This is a genomic window from Acetobacter sp. UBA5411 (assembly GCF_002409645.1).
Classification (GTDB): Bacteria; Pseudomonadota; Alphaproteobacteria; order Acetobacterales; family Acetobacteraceae; genus Acetobacter.
This window is the reverse complement of record NZ_DHNR01000016.1, coordinates 10211-24651: the sequence shown is the minus strand read 5'-3', so window position 1 is coordinate 24651 and position 14441 is coordinate 10211. Positions and strand designations below refer to the sequence as shown.

The following is a 14441-nucleotide window of genomic DNA, read 5'->3' as shown; positions in this document are numbered from 1 at the left end:
CTCGTCTGAAACAAATTGCAGTATTTCAAAGCAGGATTCACCATGTCAGGTGCGAATCAGGACTGCTCGCACTCATGATATGAGGCGTTACTCCCTTAACCTTTCCAGAAACAGGAGAAGCAGCATGTTTTGAAAACATGATTGAAATCCTCTTTGTTTTCTCACCCTGAGCAAGATTGACCCCGGCAGGATCAATGGACGCAATCGTCCAGTCGTTCACCTTTTCATTCCCGGTCAGAACGACACTTTTACCCTCACCCTTGTCTGGTTTGAAAATTGCTTTCCACATACCGGCATGACCTGAAATGCCGACAAGATGGAATTCACCATTTTCCTCATGAGCAACGCCTTTGCGGCGTCGATCCGGCTCAAAAAGAGGACGGTCGAGAATTTTATTGACGTTTTCGCTAATTTCTCCGGAATCTGCAGACGCAGACCCAGACGTGTCAGTCTCGACAGCCTGTTGTGCAAAAGCTGGCCAACACATCAACCAGACCAGAGCAACACCTCCAGCCATCTTCAAAGACAGACCTGATCTGACCGCCACAACAGAACCTTTTTCAAAGAGAAAAGAAGGAGGTGTTAAACTCTGCAAACTGACCTGTGCTGCTCAGGCTGACTGGAATTGCTCCGCCACCAACTGTTTCTGCCCCATAATGGCGCGCCGAAAGAAACAACAATGAATAAATGATGACCGTTTCGTGGCGTCCCAAGAACGCTGCCCTTCCCGCCTCATCTCGCCTCCGCGCCACTGAGCAACGGGCGAATCATCATCGTTGGCCAACTTCTTCCTGCTGTCAGGAAATGCACCTGAACTCTGACCAATAGAGGCAAATACGGACTGTTCCAGGTCGATTGCCAGACATGACGCCCTCCTTGCAGACCATAATAGGAAAAATCGACCGCACTTATACCGCGAGCCAGAATCTCTTCGTGCAACGCTTCGGGCTGCTCAGGACAGTTTGCCCGTCGGTAGGGCTGCCAGCGCACAACAAGCTCATGGTGCGCATCCACCCCGAAGGCTGCCTCAACCTCCTTTTCATAGCCGTTTTTTTCCGGAAGCCACGCTATGACGCGCAACCGATCGCCCTGCCCGGAAAATCTGCCCGCTCCGCCATTGTCCGGAATATCGGCCCGCTCAATCAATCGCCGTAACGCATCCTCAATTCCCTGCCCGGCCATCTCGTCATCATGACGATGCTCGGCCATGGACCATCCATGCGTGCCGACACCAATTCCTTCCCACAAGGCGACCGACAGCAGACCGAAAACCACCGTCACAACAAGGATTTCGAGAAGCGTAAAGCCATCGTCCTTCATTCCTGCACCGATGGACGCACCGCCCTGCTTGTCAGAGTGACAGATCGCCCGGTTCCATCCTGATGAATCTGCACGGAAATGGAAAACAGCCCGACCCTGTCACCACCATCCTTGGTGGGGGCATCTGCAATCTGGCGAATTTCGACATTTGAATGATAATGCCCTTCCAGATCGTAGCTTTGAGATCCCGGCCGCATGGAAAGGGTGGACAGCACACCCGCAAGTTGAGATCTGGCCAGCGAAGTCGCGTAAAGATCCCGCTGGGCGCGACTGCCACTCGCCAGCCCTGCCTCCAGCGATCCAAGCATTGCCGCCAGAGCAAAGCCCGAAATCATCAGGGCAATAATGACTTCCAGCAGTGTGAAGCCCTTTTCCTCCCGTCTCGACAAAGCCATCAGATCAGCCTTCATCGGCTTCAATACGGCCCGTGACGGGACTGACCCTGATCAGACAGAGATGTTTTCCAAGCGTCACCACAAGCGCAGGACCGGAGACGCCTCCATCCGCCGTAAAACGGTAATCACCACGTGGAGAAAAACCTCCGCCGGGTTTTGGCAGCAGAATTCTTGCTGGCCCCGAAATCCGACGAACCTGCGGGACATGATCATGCACAGTCACAATCTGGGAAGTCGGCGTATTCACCTCCAGCATGACGGTATCGCCTGTGGTTTCCGAGAGCATCTGCGCTTCATACAGACTGTCCAGCACGCGTGATCGGGCGGTGGCGAAGGTGAGCGCGTCGCTCTTCATCGGTCCACGCTCCAGAGCCATGCCCATCAGCAGCCCCGCGATCACCAGAACCACCATGATTTCAAGCAATGTGAAACCTGCCTCTGATGATCGAGAGGATTCATCAGTGTGCGAGGTCATTAAGGCTCAGCATGGCAAGGAGAAGCGCCGACACGATACCCGCCACCAGAACACCCATGATGATGGTGATCGCAGGAACCAGAATAGCGAGAAGACGCTGAATGGTGACGCGACTGGCTTCCTCATGAATATCGGCCGACCGCAAGGCGATGGGCGCCAACTGCGCCGTTTCTTCTCCCACCTTGAGAAAGTGCGTCATCGTTTCAGGAAAGATTTTGGTACGTTCAAGCGAAAAAGCGAGGCTGCGTCCTTCCCGCACATCCCGTGTTGCTTCTGACAGGCAGGTCGCACCGGCAGAGTTGCTGATAACACCTTCCGTTATACGAAGCGCGCCAACCAGCGGCACGCCGTTGCGCATCAATGTGCCAAGTGTGCGGGTAAACTGCGCCGCCATGATTTCACTCAGCAGCGTCCCGATCACCGGAACACGCAGCAGAAACCTGTCTGTTGCCAATCTGACAGCAGGTTTCCGCAAGGCAATTCGCACACACGCAACCAGCACCAGTCCAGCCACAAACAGCAACATGCCCCATGCCGTCAGGAAATCTCCCGCGACAATAACAATCTTTGTCGCCAGCGGTAGGGATGCGCCATTTTCCTCAAACAGCGGCACGAACTGCGGCAGAACGTGAGTCAGCAGCAGGGCAATGGAAAAAACCGACGCAACAATAAGCACAACCGGATAGATCATCGCTGACTGCACGGTCGCTTTCAGCTTGCGCTCGCGCTCGAGCAGGTCCGAAAGGCGCAGCAGAGCATCACCTAACGCACCGCCCGCCTCACCTGCCCTCACCAGCCCGACATAGAGTTTCGAAAAAATTGCGGGCATCGTTTCCAGCGCATCGGCAAAAGACTCACCGTCACGCACACGATCACGCAACGCCCCGATGACTCGCCCATTCCGTGGCCCAACCGCCGTTTCGCCCAGAAAACGTAGCGCACGGTCAAGATCCAGCCCTGCCGTCAGCATCGTCGCCAGCTTGCGGGTAAAATCCGCGACCTCACCTGACTTGAGGCGCAGATCTTTCTTGCGGCCGAGAAGCGAGAGAATCTCGCCCGCCAGCGCCCCGCCGCGTGTCGCCGGGGCAATCTTCATGACCATCAGATTCTGACGACGCAGACGACTGGTGACCTGCATCTCCGAACTGGCCGTCATCTCGCCGTGGACGACGTGGCCTTCCGCATTGACCGCCTGATAACGCCAGACTTCCGGACCTGTGTTAGCCAGTGTGGACGTCATTCGTCATGTCCGACGATACGACTGATTTCTTCAAGCGACGTCTCACCCTTCAGGGCGGCCTGCAAACCGGCATGGAACATAGTCTTCATGCCCTCCGCCACGGCGGCGCGCTCGATTTCCGAATGATCCGCGCCAGAGAGAATCAGGCGTGTCCCCTCACGCGAAGGCTGAAGGAATTCAGCGACAGCGCTTCGTCCCTTGTAGCCGGTCTGACGGCAATGCGCGCAGCCGACCGGATGCCACAAGGTGTGCCGCGTCTGCGGGTCCAGCCCCAGTCGCGCCGCCAGTTCCGGAGACACGTCTTCCGGACGACGACACTCCTGGCAAAGTCGCCGCACAAGACGCTGGGCCAGAATTCCGCGCAGAACAGCGGTCAGAAGATAGTCTTCCAGCCCCATGTCACGCAGTCGGGTCACGGCGGCGGCGGCGGAGTTTGTATGCAGCGTCGAAAGCACCAGATGGCCCGTCAGAGCTGCCTGCACAGCAATCTGCGCGGTCTCGATATCGCGGATTTCACCGACCATGATGACATCCGGGTCCTGTCGCAGAATGGCGCGCAGAAAACTCGCGAAGGTCAGCCCGATGGAGGGCCGGATCTGAAGCTGGTTGATGCCCGCGAGCTGATACTCGATCGGGTCTTCCACCGTCATCACATTACGTTCGGAGGAATTGAGGCCAGCGAGACCTGTATAAAGCGTCGTGGTCTTTCCCGAACCGGTCGGTCCTGTCACCAGAACGATGCCGTTTGGTGTTTCCAATGCATCGCGAAAAGACGAGATAATTTCAGGCGCAAGACCGAGACGATTGTAATCGAAACTGACGGTCGTGCGATCGAGCACACGCAGCACCGCGATTTCGCCATGCAGTGATGGCACTGTCGAGACACGGAAATCGACTTCGTGCCCGCGCACCGCCAGCTTGATACGACCGTCCTGCGGCAGACGACGTTCCGCAATATCGAGCCGCGCCATGATCTTGATACGGGAAATGAGCGCCGCCGTCAGACGCGGGCTCTGGCTGTCCACTTCATGCAGCACGCCGTCATAACGGTAACGGACCAGAAGACGGTCCTCGAACGGCTCGATATGGATATCGGACGCTCTGGTCTCCACGGCGCGGAAGATGATCTGGTTCACTAACCGGATGATCGGCGCTTCACTGGCGAGATCTTTCAGACGGTCGGTATCGTCCTCGGCAGCCTCACCCTCATCAGCCAGAGGTTCGCCGTCACTCTCTTCGTCCTCTTCACCTTCCGGATAGAGACGATTGAGAGTCGCTTCGATATCCGCTGACCGCGCCACCTCCCGCACGACCTGACATCCTGTCGCCAGAGAAGCGGCTCCGGCGGTGAAGGAATCCAGCGGGTCCGCCATGACCAGATGCAGCGTTCTGCCCTCACAGGAGAGCGGGATCGCCCGGGCCTGTCGCAAAAACCGTCCGCCCAGTTGATCCGGCATCACGGGTTCAGTGATGGCGCCCATACGCGCCGTGTCCAGCACCTCCGTACCAAGCATGGTGGCGTAAGTGCGAGACAGATCGGTTTCGCTGACAAGACCAAGCTGGAGTAGCACCTGCGCCAGCGACTGCCCGGTTTCGTCGGACACCATGCGCGAACGTTCAAGGGCGCGGGCATCGCAGACACCCCGGTCGAGAAGGGCTGTTTCCAGATCCATCGCTTCAGCCAGCATGATGACGTCCCGATTGGCCAGATACGAGAGCAGTCATCATCGGCTTGCTCAACTGAAGGCAATTCGTCACTGTCGCGCCGCCATGATGTCCCTCGCTCCGGTTGTCCCCTTTGTCATTGCGCCTTTTATCGGCAGCTTTCTGTGCGTGCTTGTGCGGCGCATCCCACGCGGCGAATCTTTCGCAATAGGACGTTCGCACTGCGAGGACTGCCAGACGGTCCTGAAGCCGCATGAGATGATCCCGGTCCTGTCCTACCTGTTGCAGAAAGGGAAATGCCGGACCTGCGGCAGCCGGATTGACCCGCACCATCTCAGGATCGAGCTCACGGCTCTTGCCGTTCCTGCCTGCGTCATCGCCACGCGCCTGCTGAGTGCTCATGAACAGGGATTTCCGCTGGCGGAGGCTGATTTCTCATTACCGCTTCTGCTGGCCGACTGTTTTCTCGGCTGGATGTTACTGGCGCTCGCGTGGATTGATCGCATCTGCATGAGACTGCCCGATGTCCTGACCTTGCCGCTGTTGCTCGTCGGTCTGGCGGAAGGGTTTGTGAATGGCGGCACTGAGGCGCTGCTTGACCGCACGCTGGGCGCTGCCTGCGGCTGGGCCCTGTTCGCGCTGGTGGCGTACGGATACCGGGCTCTCCGCGGGCGTTCAGGACTGGGCGGTGGAGACGTGAAACTTCTTGCGGCCGGGGGTGCATGGGTTGGTCTCGCCGCCCTGCCGATCGTGGTGGTGCTGGCGTCCGCGTTCGGCATTGTGATTGCGCTTGCAACCACCCTTCGCGCACGACGCTTCAGCATGATGGTCATAATTCCTTTCGGCCCCTGTCTGGCTGCCGCCATATGGCTGGCGCGGCTGACATTGACAGCGCAATAAACGGCACATCCCACAAACGGTCTGTGTCAGGAAATCTGATTACATGAGGCAGGAGTATGAAAACCAGACCGTCCGTTAACGTGTCATAAATCTATAACACTCCGCCCCTGTCCTCCTTTCGGAAGACAATGGTATGGCATCACGCATTCTCCGTCGGCCGCCCGAACAGGATCCTTGCGCCAGGTGCTTTCGCCCCACACCACAGCTTCTCCGAGCCGTTCATGACGGGACAGACTGCGTCCTCGCGGCTGCTGCACGAGTGCGTCGGGTGGTGGCGCGATCGCATGACGGAAATCCTTCCCGCAGCGCTCTCGCTCAAGCCCCGAAAGACCATCCGGCTTGAGATCGGTCCAGACGGAACGCTTGACCCGACCGATGTGGCCGCCTGCCGTGAAGAACTCCCCGCTCCCCGCTCACGCTGGCTGCCACAACCGCGTACCCCTGACATTGCGCTGGTTCTGCCACAGGGCGGCATTCTCTCGCGTGACGTGACTCTTCCGCGTGTCGCCGCCGGCAATGCCGCCCGCACCATCGGTTACGATCTCGATCGACTGACCCCATTCCGGCAGGACGATGTTCTGTGGAGTGTCCAGCGCAAACCGGGCGCAGAGCGTGGCGAGCAGATCATTTTCAGACTGCTGGTTGTCCCCCGTTTCCTTGTCTCCTCCGCGTTGGACACGCTCAATCACGCAGGCATCAGCCCAACCTGTGTCAGCATGGACACGACTTCTGACGCGCCAATCACCATCCCGCTAGGGAAAACAGCCCGGAAAAGTCACCCGATCGGGCGTGTGTTCGCCATTTGCGCCGCAATATTCATCGCAGCACCGTTTGTGTCCCAGCAGATCACCCTGTTTCGTCTGCACCACGCCATTGCCGCCCTGAGTGACGGACGGGCACAGGCCGAGGATCTCCGTCGACGCATTACAGCCTTCACAGCAGCGCCAGCGGCTCTGGCGCGTGAGGAGCATCGCATCGGCTCTCCCCTGCATATCATCGGCACACTGACAGACGCCTTGCCAGACGGAACCTTCCTGACCGCCATGCATATCCATGAACGCCATGTGACCATGGAGGGAGAGTCCACACAGGCCACCAAGCTGATCGGCGTTCTTGAACATGACGCGGCGTTCTCGGACGCGGCTTTCTCCGGACCGGTCACACGCTCTGAGAACAAGCAGATGGACGTCTTCACCATCAACGCCAAAGCGCCGGGTTGAGACGACAGTGTCTGTAAATCTCTCTCACCTGCCTGCCCATTTACCGGAAGGACGCCCCGGACGGTTCCTGGCGCTCGCCATTACGTTCCTGCTTGTGCTGATCGCATGGTTTCTTGTCTCAGGACTGCTCGGCTTCCACGCTCGGGAAGAAGCGAGCATTGCCGATCAGAAGGAAATCCTCCTCCATACGCAGGCGCTGGTGGACAATATTCCTGCCCTGAAAGAGCGCTACGAACAGGCTGCGCACAATGCCAACGGCGACTCTCCGCTTCTTGCCGAAAGCTCCCGTGAAACGGCGCTCGCCCGCCTTCAGGAAATTGTGCATGACGCCGCACGAGGCGTGCAGGTGGAACCAACCAGCATGGAGCCCCTGCCCATCGTCCATAGCGGACCTTTCGAGCATCTCGGTGTGCGTATTTCTCTCACCACCAACTGGAGCGCTCTGATCAAACTGCTCGACACGCTGTCAGCCAGCACGACGCCTCATCTGCTGGTCGATGATGTGCAGGTTCAGGCAGCTGGCACATCGTCTGCCGACGAAGCCACGCAGGGTCGCACAATTGACGCTTCTCTGACTATTCTGGCCCTGCGTGATTCCCGATCCGATGCAAAGAACACTACCGGTCGTTCCAGTACAGCAGACACTACGAGCCAGCCATGAACGCCGACGACAACGGGTTCCCGCTTTCATGATACCGGTTCGTTTTACCGCATCAGTCTCCACCGCATGGAACGACTGACGTGAAAACGAAACACTCTGCCCCCTCTTCTTCCAGCCGCAGTAACGAAGAGGGCTTCGCTCTCCTGATGGTGCTGTGGACGCTGGGCTTTCTCTCGCTGATTGGCGCACAGGCGCTTGTGCTTGGAAAATCCGATCTTCGTCTGGAAACCTCAACGCTCCAGAAAGCACAGATGGAAACCACCGCGGATGCAGCGATTACGACGGAGCTGTTTTCGATCAGCACAGGACAGTCACGTCCCCGTCCGGCGTGGCGCTCGGGCCCGGATGATGGCGACATCACCGTTAGCGTCAGCAGCCATGCTGACAGTGATCACATCAACCCCAATGTCGCGGGACAGACGCTGATGTCATCACTGCTGACGACTTCCGGCGTCTCCAGCGACCAAGCCAATTTTCTCGCTGCCAGCATCATGGCATGGCGCATGCCCGGTTATAAAGGTGAAGCAGGCACCTCCGGTCAGGCTGCCTGCACATCTTCCGGACAGCCTTTTCATACTTTTGAGGATCTTCTGGCCGTGCCGGGGATGACGCCTGCTATCCTTTACCGCATCAAACCGCATCTTTCCTTCGCACAGCTACATCTTCCGGATCAGACAAGTCATGATCCCGTAGTCAGGCAGGCAATGCTCCACTCCGGCGTTTCCATGGGAGCGGATCAGAAGCCGGAAGAGAGTAGCCTTGAAGAAGAAATGCTGGTCGTCGTGGATGCCGTCGCTTCAAGAAAGCTGGCCCGTATGAACCGTCATGCGGAAGTGATCCTGATGCCGGAAGCACGGCCCGTTCCATGGAAAGTCGTGCGTTGGGAAACTGTTACACGGTAGGCTTGCTAAACCGCCTTATGAGCCACGAGTGAAAATCGGCTACGGATCGCAGAAAATCTCATACAAAAATGTAACCAACCCATGAAATAAGGTGCATGTCCATGATCCTGCCCTTAGAATGCAGCAATGAACATGCTCGCCCCTTCACGACCAAGGATGAGCGTCGAAATCGTTTTCGATTTCGTCTGTCCGTGGTGCTGCATGGGCATTCGACGGTTGATCAGTGTCTTTAAACAGCGTCTTGATATCGAGACACTCTACACATGGCGTCCTTTTCTGCTTAATCCGGCCTCACAGAACGAAGGAATGGCGTTTAACGCCTACCTTGAATCCCGGCATGGCAGCAGGGAACGAGCGGACCGATTGCTGCAACTGATCGAAGTGCAGGCGCAGGAATTTGAATGTGTCATCCACTTCGATCGTATTCAGCATGTTCCGAATACAATGAATGCGCATCGTCTGATTGAATGGGCCTCTGCCCGTGGCGACTGCACTGCACTCGTTCTCGCCATTTTCGAAGCCTTTTTCCATAATGGCGACGATATCGGCAATCCGGGTGTGCTGGCGGACATCGCAGCGCAGGAGGGGTTCGATCATGATCTTGCGCTGCATTTTCTCTGTGGTCGGACCTTGGCCGGCACGGTAACTGCCGGCCAGATTCAGGCGCAGAAAGCGCGCATCAACGGTGTGCCATCCTTTATTGTTGAAGGACTGGCGCTAACCGGAGTGCATGACGCCCCTGCACTAAACAGGCTCATGGATGCGGCGCTCTGGGTCAGCGAGTCCAAAGCAGACCAGCGATTCGGTGCCGCACGCATGTCATCGCTGTCTCAGCGGGTCTGAAGATTACCGACTTCCTCTTCACTCTCCGCCTCACGAGCAAAGCGCTGGGCCAGAATGGCGCAGACGAAAAGCTGAATCTGATGATACAGCATCAGCGGCAGCACCACGAGACCAACGCTTGAGGCCGGAAACAGCACGTTGGCCATCGGCACGCCGGACGCCAGTGTCTTCTTGGAGCCGCAGAATACGATCGCGACTTCATCTGCACGGGGATATCCAAGCAGACGGCTCCCGACCATCGTGAAAATGAGCACAAAAGCCAGCAGAACGCTGTCCACAAGCGCGATAAGGCCAAGCTGCGAAAGCGGAAGGGTATGCCAGAGTCCCTGCACAATGGCCTCACTGAACGCTGAATAGACCACCACAAGGATTGAACCGCGATCCGAGAAAGACAGCAGTTTCTTGTGTCGCCGCGCCCAGTCGCCGATCCACGGCTGAAGCGCTTGTCCGAGTATGAACGGCAGCAACAACTGAAACACGATATCCAGCGCGCCGCCTGATTTTGAACCTTCCTTGGCGAGGATCAGTCCGACCAGCAGCGGCGTGATGAAGATACCGAGAATATTGGAAGCCGTTGCCGAACAAACTGCGGCGGGAACATTGCCCTTCCCGATGGATGTGAAGGCGATGGAGGACTGCACGGTCGAAGGCAGGCAGCACAGAAACAGCACCCCGGTCCACACATCCGGATGCAGCAGACCCGGCGCAATCGCATGAAGGGTCAGGCCCAACACCGGAAACAGCAGGAACGTGCAGGCCAGAATCGTGAGATGCAGTTTCCAGGCCGTCAGCCCACTAAGGACCGCAGTTCGAGAGAGTCTTGCGCCCTGCAGGAAGAACATCAGCGCAATCAGCGCAATCGCCAGATCCTTGAAGAAGGGAACGGCGGCTCCTTGGGCAGGAGCGACGGTCGCAATGCCGAGCGTCGCCAGCAGGCTGACAAGAAAAGGGTCCAGCTTGAACGGCATCGGATGGTCTTCCAATGTGAAAAGAGAGAAAGATTCAGGTGTTACAGCGTATGAGCAGATTGCGCATAGAGATCACTTGCGCCAGTTTTAAAATCACATGAAGCACTTATCCACTGACTCCCTTCTTCGCCGTCGCTCTGCCTGGCAGATGACGGCTTCCGCACTCGGATTGAGCGCCCTCCTCTGGAGCGCTTCCCCGGTGCTTGCCGCCAGCGTTCCAGCCGGATGCGCCACGATTCATCATGAAAACGCTGGCAGCGACGACGATCATGCCGTCTTCAGTCACATTACAGTGACGTTCCCGGGTGACAGCGGCACATTGACCGCCGCAGGCCAGACTCTGACAGGCACGACCGGTTCCGCAGGCGATGTGGCGGACGCCTCTTCCGTGCTGCTGCTGGCAGCCCTGACAGGTCATCACAACGCTGCCTGTTCACAATGGCTGGAGACCGAGGGCAAGGTGGCACAGGCCAGTCTCGCCGCCGGCCATGCCCTCAAGCTGGCGTGGACTTCCGCCACGGTGAAACGGGGTACCCTGCATGTGTCCATGGCCGGAGCCGGACTGGCCATCAACGGCACGGGAAGCAACGCCACGGCCGCCCTGACTTTCAGTGGCGTCGCCACCAGCGGCACGTCCGCAACCTCGCTGATCCCATCCTCCGCACAGGCATCCTTCTCTCTCCCCACTAATGAGCTAGCCAGTCTGATGGCGGCCACAGCGGGTAAATCCACTCAGCTTCCTGCCGTGCATGTCACCATTCAATCCCTGACAGCCAAACGTGACACGGTTGAACTCTCCGGCAACGGGCGCGCCACCCTGACCGGCGAACACGAAAGCGCCTCTGCAAGCGGTCATCTGGAAATCAGGGACATCGGCACACTTATCCAGAAGGCGCAGCAGGATTCCCAGACAAAGATTGCCGCCGCTCTGGTGCTGGCGCGGATTGTCAGCCACAAGAGTGGTGACAGCAATACATGGGACACGAACTGGGAAGGTGGAATCCTGACCGTAAACGGTGTTCCTCTTCCTCTCAGATAGAGTTAAGAGCTTTGCGCATCCGGTAAATTGCGTGGAGGCGCATCCTCCGCCATGCTTGAGCCATATATTCCGGCGACTCTGGTCGCCATCGTCCTCGTGACAGGAGATATCCTATGCGGGCTCGCCGCCTGACCCGGCTTTTTCTTTCTTCCACTGTGATGGTAGGGGTTCTTGGCCTTTCCTCCGTCGGCCATGCCGCCGATAGCAGCACCACCGAACAGACGCTGGTCGACAAGGCCACCCTGGCGGTTCAGGATATTTTCACGGGCGCAAAAACCACGGATCGCGTCTATCGCTATCTGGGACAGTCACGGGCCGTGATGGTCTGTCCTTCCATCTTCCGAATGTCAGTTGGTATCGGCGGTTCGGGTGGCGGATGCCTGCTTCTTTCCCGTGATGCCCGTGGCTCATGGTCTGATCCCGCTTTCTATCGATTTGGCTCGGGTTCGATCGGCTTCCAGTTTGGCGTTCAGTCCTCAGAGATGATGTTCTTCGTGATGAGTGATCGCGGCCTGCAGGCGCTCCTCGATAGTCAGTTTCAATTTGGAGCCAATGCTGCTGCGTCCTTTGCGACGATGGGCAGCGGCATTGAAAGTGGCACAGCTGGACGCACCAACACCGACATCATGGCGCTTCAGAAATCAGAAGGTCTGTTTGCAGGCGTAGCGCTCAGTGGCGCCAAACTGACAGTCGATAGTGATGCGAACCGCGCCTATTATAACCAGATTGTCGGCCCGACCGAGATCGTGATCTCCATGCGGGTAAACAATGCTGGCGCTGATCCGCTGCGGGCTATTCTGAGCCGTTACAGCGCGTCCGCTACTGCTGCGACTACTGCCAATCCAGTTGTCGGCGGAAGTTCTGCCTCTACCGGCGATACCACCTCCACGGGCGATGCTCAGCTCACACCGTATAACAGCGCCCCAGTGGTCAACAGCGGCAGCGGCATCCAGAGCCAGTCTCTCGCTCCGCTCAAATCCCAGTCAAAGGGTTATTAAAGCCGTCAAAAGTGGTTCGAGGCTCTCATGGTATTGAGTCCACGAACCACTTTTAAGTTTTGAAGCCGCTTACGGCTAGCGGCTCATGGTGAATGAGCCGGTTCAGTAGACTGCCTGTCCTGCGCCTTGCTACGAAACGCCGATACATTCCGATTATGCTCGTCAAGCGATGACGCAAAATGACTGCCGCCTGAACCTGTCGCCACAAAATACAGTTCATCACCCGATGCCGGGTGCGCTACGGCCTGCAATGCTGCAAGCCCCGGCGAACAGATCGGCCCCGGTGGCAAGCCAACAGTCACATAGGTATTGTAAGGGCTCTGAAAGGCCAGATCCGAACGGACCAGAGGACGCCCCAACGGTTCTGCGCCGCCATTCAGGGCATAAACGGTCGTCGGATCGGACTGAAGTTTCATGCCTTTACTGAGACGATTGAGAAACACCCGTGCAATGCGGGGCCGTTCTTCCGGCAGTCCCGTCTCTTTCTCCACCATAGAAGCAAGCGTCACCATCTGTGTCGGATCAGTGAGGCCGATGGACGGATCGCGGCTTTTCCAGACCGCTTCGACCTGCCGCTGCATGGCCTGCTTCATTCTGGCGACAAGCGCATTACGATCTGAATCGCGCAGATAGCTGTATGTCTCCGGAAGAGCCTCGCCCTCGCCTAAAGCCGCGACCGTCCCCTTCATGAACGGAGCCGCCTGAACGAGCGCCGTAATCTGACTGGCAGTCAAACCTTCCGGGATAGTCAACTGATGCAGCACCGGCTTTCCATGACGCAACACGGACAAGATGTCCCGCATTGACGCATGAGCCGGAAACATCAGTTCCGCCGCATGCAACTGTCCCTCATCCCGGGTCAGTTCAATGGCGGCACGAAAAACATAGTCATCAAGTCCGTTTGCAGACAACGCGTGCCCTTGCTGCAAAGCTGCGATGGTGCTCGCATACCCACCATGAGGAATGTCCAGCGCGGTCGCCGCAGGCAGCGGACCGGGCGCGGTATAACGCCACCAGCCAGTTCCAGCGACGGCCCCACCCGTCAGCACCACAGCTCCCAGCAACCCAACGCCCACGCGCAGCAAGGGACGACGCTTCTTTACAGGAGCAGCCCGTTTTTTCTTTTGAGCCGCCACGGTTCAGCCCTGAACAGCGCTCACTGACCAAGACGCCGACCATTCCTGACCGGGCTGAACAATCACAACACCGGGCTTGTCGTGGAACTCTCCCTTGAAGCCATGCGGTGTCGCGTATCCCTGCCAAGGCTCAATGCAGAGGAACGGTGCGCCCGGCTTGGTCCAGACACCCAGTTCGGGAAAGCCATGCCATGACACATGCAGCCCTAGTCCGCCCGGACGTCCGAACGTCACGGCACGGCTTCTGATCCGATCAAAAATAATGGCGTCCTCAACAAACAGATCATCCCGAAGCGGTAGAACCGCACCTTCGACAGGCGTCGGACGCGGTGCAGGATCAAGCAGACCGCCTTCAAGACGACGGATCGGCTCAGGTTCGGGTTCTTCAAACGTCAGACGATAGTCTTCACGCTTTCCGTCTTTCTCCAGAGGCCAGCGGAAAGCAGGATGCGCTCCCAGCGAAAAGGGAAGTTCCCTGCCCTCTTCCTGATTGCGAACGGTGTAGAGAACCGTCAGCTTTCCATCGCTGATCTGATAGGTCAGCCACAGACGAAAGCGGAACGGAAAGACAGCAAGCGTCTGGTCATCCGCTTCCAGAGACAGTGTGCAACTATCGGCTTTCTGTTCCACCCACCGAAAGACGCAATCTCGGGCAAAGCCATGTTGCGTCATGCGATAG

At 57.8% G+C, this 14441-nt stretch carries 17 protein-coding genes; 7 read left to right on the top strand and 10 right to left on the bottom strand.

The features are described 5' to 3' along the window. Window positions 1-37 precede the first annotated feature (37 nt). From B3759_RS04590 to B3759_RS04560, 7 genes are read right to left on the bottom strand one after another with little or no spacing between them, the layout of a single operon-like run. Entirely contained in the window at window positions 38-517 is a 480-nt protein-coding gene (locus B3759_RS04590; protein ID WP_291364059.1) for a hypothetical protein, read from the bottom strand. Between the two features lie 43 nt (window positions 518-560). Then, window positions 561-713: a hypothetical protein gene (locus B3759_RS04585; RefSeq protein ID WP_291364057.1), complete on the bottom strand. Its 153-nt coding sequence runs from the start codon at window positions 711-713 to the stop codon at window positions 561-563. A 19-nt stretch (window positions 714-732) separates the two neighbouring features. Beyond that, window positions 733-1320 (bottom strand): prepilin-type N-terminal cleavage/methylation domain-containing protein, encoded by a 588-nt coding sequence (locus B3759_RS04580; RefSeq protein WP_291364055.1) that lies wholly within the window; start codon window positions 1318-1320, stop codon window positions 733-735. Then, window positions 1317-1715, bottom strand: a complete 399-nt coding sequence (locus B3759_RS04575; RefSeq protein ID WP_291364053.1) for a type II secretion system protein — start codon at window positions 1713-1715, stop codon at window positions 1317-1319. The genes B3759_RS04580 and B3759_RS04575 overlap by 4 nt, the downstream gene beginning before the upstream one ends. Before the next feature lie 4 nt (window positions 1716-1719). Continuing rightward, window positions 1720-2190 carry a type II secretion system protein gene (locus tag B3759_RS04570; protein WP_291364051.1) on the bottom strand — a complete coding sequence of 157 codons (471 nt, stop codon included), beginning with the start codon at window positions 2188-2190 and terminating at the stop codon, window positions 1720-1722. Further along, window positions 2174-3430, bottom strand: coding sequence for a type II secretion system F family protein (locus B3759_RS04565; protein WP_291364049.1), 1257 nt, complete (start codon window positions 3428-3430; stop codon window positions 2174-2176). Before B3759_RS04565 ends, B3759_RS04570 begins: the two co-directional genes overlap by 17 nt. Further along, window positions 3427-5118 carry a GspE/PulE family protein gene (locus B3759_RS04560; protein WP_291364047.1) on the bottom strand — a complete coding sequence of 564 codons (1692 nt, stop codon included), beginning with the start codon at window positions 5116-5118 and terminating at the stop codon, window positions 3427-3429. The genes B3759_RS04565 and B3759_RS04560 overlap by 4 nt, the downstream gene beginning before the upstream one ends. A gap of 13 nt (window positions 5119-5131) precedes the next feature. Here B3759_RS04560 and B3759_RS04555 point away from each other — a divergent pair, with 13 nt between their 5' ends. The 5 genes from B3759_RS04555 (at window position 5132) to B3759_RS04535 (ending at window position 9621) form a co-directional block, all read left to right on the top strand. Next, window positions 5132-5995 (top strand): prepilin peptidase, encoded by an 864-nt coding sequence (locus tag B3759_RS04555; RefSeq protein ID WP_291364045.1) that lies wholly within the window; start codon window positions 5132-5134, stop codon window positions 5993-5995. A 221-nt stretch (window positions 5996-6216) separates the two neighbouring features. Next, on the top strand, window positions 6217-7215 hold the full coding sequence (locus B3759_RS04550; RefSeq protein WP_291364043.1) for a PilN domain-containing protein: 999 nt from the start codon (window positions 6217-6219) through the stop codon (window positions 7213-7215). Window positions 7216-7222: 7 nt separating this feature from the next. Continuing rightward, a complete protein-coding gene (gene gspM / locus B3759_RS04545) occupies window positions 7223-7876 on the top strand; it encodes a type II secretion system protein GspM (protein WP_291364042.1) in 654 nt (217 codons plus the stop codon). 80 nt (window positions 7877-7956) lie between these two features. Further along, window positions 7957-8778 (top strand): type II secretion system protein GspK, encoded by an 822-nt coding sequence (locus B3759_RS04540; RefSeq protein WP_291364040.1) that lies wholly within the window; start codon window positions 7957-7959, stop codon window positions 8776-8778. Between the two features lie 156 nt (window positions 8779-8934). Then, window positions 8935-9621: a DsbA family oxidoreductase gene (locus B3759_RS04535; protein WP_291364038.1), complete on the top strand. Its 687-nt coding sequence runs from the start codon at window positions 8935-8937 to the stop codon at window positions 9619-9621. Here the strand turns inward: B3759_RS04535 and B3759_RS04530 are convergent. Next, on the bottom strand, window positions 9609-10589 hold the full coding sequence (locus tag B3759_RS04530) for a bile acid:sodium symporter family protein (protein WP_291364036.1): 981 nt from the start codon (window positions 10587-10589) through the stop codon (window positions 9609-9611). The genes B3759_RS04535 and B3759_RS04530 overlap by 13 nt on opposite strands. Before the next feature lie 97 nt (window positions 10590-10686). Between B3759_RS04530 and B3759_RS04525 the strand changes: the two genes are divergently transcribed. Together B3759_RS04525 and B3759_RS04520 are read left to right on the top strand one after the other, a co-directional pair. Then, window positions 10687-11628 (top strand): hypothetical protein, encoded by a 942-nt coding sequence (locus B3759_RS04525; RefSeq protein ID WP_291364034.1) that lies wholly within the window; start codon window positions 10687-10689, stop codon window positions 11626-11628. Between the two features lie 113 nt (window positions 11629-11741). Next, the gene (locus B3759_RS04520) at window positions 11742-12626 is read left to right on the top strand and encodes a lipid-binding SYLF domain-containing protein (protein ID WP_291364032.1); all 885 of its coding nucleotides are present in this window, start codon (window positions 11742-11744) and stop codon (window positions 12624-12626) included. Window positions 12627-12709: 83 nt separating this feature from the next. Here the strand turns inward: B3759_RS04520 and mltG are convergent, their stop codons facing one another. Beyond that, window positions 12710-13762 (bottom strand): endolytic transglycosylase MltG, encoded by a 1053-nt coding sequence (gene mltG, locus B3759_RS04515; RefSeq protein ID WP_291364030.1) that lies wholly within the window; start codon window positions 13760-13762, stop codon window positions 12710-12712. Between the two features lie 3 nt (window positions 13763-13765). Further along, the coding region (locus tag B3759_RS04510) for an aldose 1-epimerase family protein (protein WP_291364028.1) at window positions 13766-14441 on the bottom strand (676 nt) is incomplete at its 5' end.

Coding starts and splice junctions, on each gene's coding strand:
- B3759_RS04590 (WP_291364059.1), bottom strand. CDS start 517: ATGGCTGGAGGTGTTGCTCTGGTCTGGTTGATGTGTTGGCCAGCTTTT.
- B3759_RS04580 (WP_291364055.1), bottom strand. CDS start 1,320: ATGAAGGACGATGGCTTTACGCTTCTCGAAATCCTTGTTGTGACGGTG.
- B3759_RS04575 (WP_291364053.1), bottom strand. CDS start 1,715: ATGGCTTTGTCGAGACGGGAGGAAAAGGGCTTCACACTGCTGGAAGTC.
- B3759_RS04570 (WP_291364051.1), bottom strand. CDS start 2,190: ATGACCTCGCACACTGATGAATCCTCTCGATCATCAGAGGCAGGTTTC.
- B3759_RS04565 (WP_291364049.1), bottom strand. CDS start 3,430: ATGACGTCCACACTGGCTAACACAGGTCCGGAAGTCTGGCGTTATCAG.
- B3759_RS04560 (WP_291364047.1), bottom strand. CDS start 5,118: ATGCTGGCTGAAGCGATGGATCTGGAAACAGCCCTTCTCGACCGGGGT.
- B3759_RS04550 (WP_291364043.1), top strand. CDS start 6,217: ATGACGGGACAGACTGCGTCCTCGCGGCTGCTGCACGAGTGCGTCGGG.
- B3759_RS04535 (WP_291364038.1), top strand. CDS start 8,935: ATGAGCGTCGAAATCGTTTTCGATTTCGTCTGTCCGTGGTGCTGCATG.
- B3759_RS04530 (WP_291364036.1), bottom strand. CDS start 10,589: ATGCCGTTCAAGCTGGACCCTTTTCTTGTCAGCCTGCTGGCGACGCTC.
- B3759_RS04525 (WP_291364034.1), top strand. CDS start 10,687: ATGAAGCACTTATCCACTGACTCCCTTCTTCGCCGTCGCTCTGCCTGG.
- B3759_RS04520 (WP_291364032.1), top strand. CDS start 11,742: ATGCGGGCTCGCCGCCTGACCCGGCTTTTTCTTTCTTCCACTGTGATG.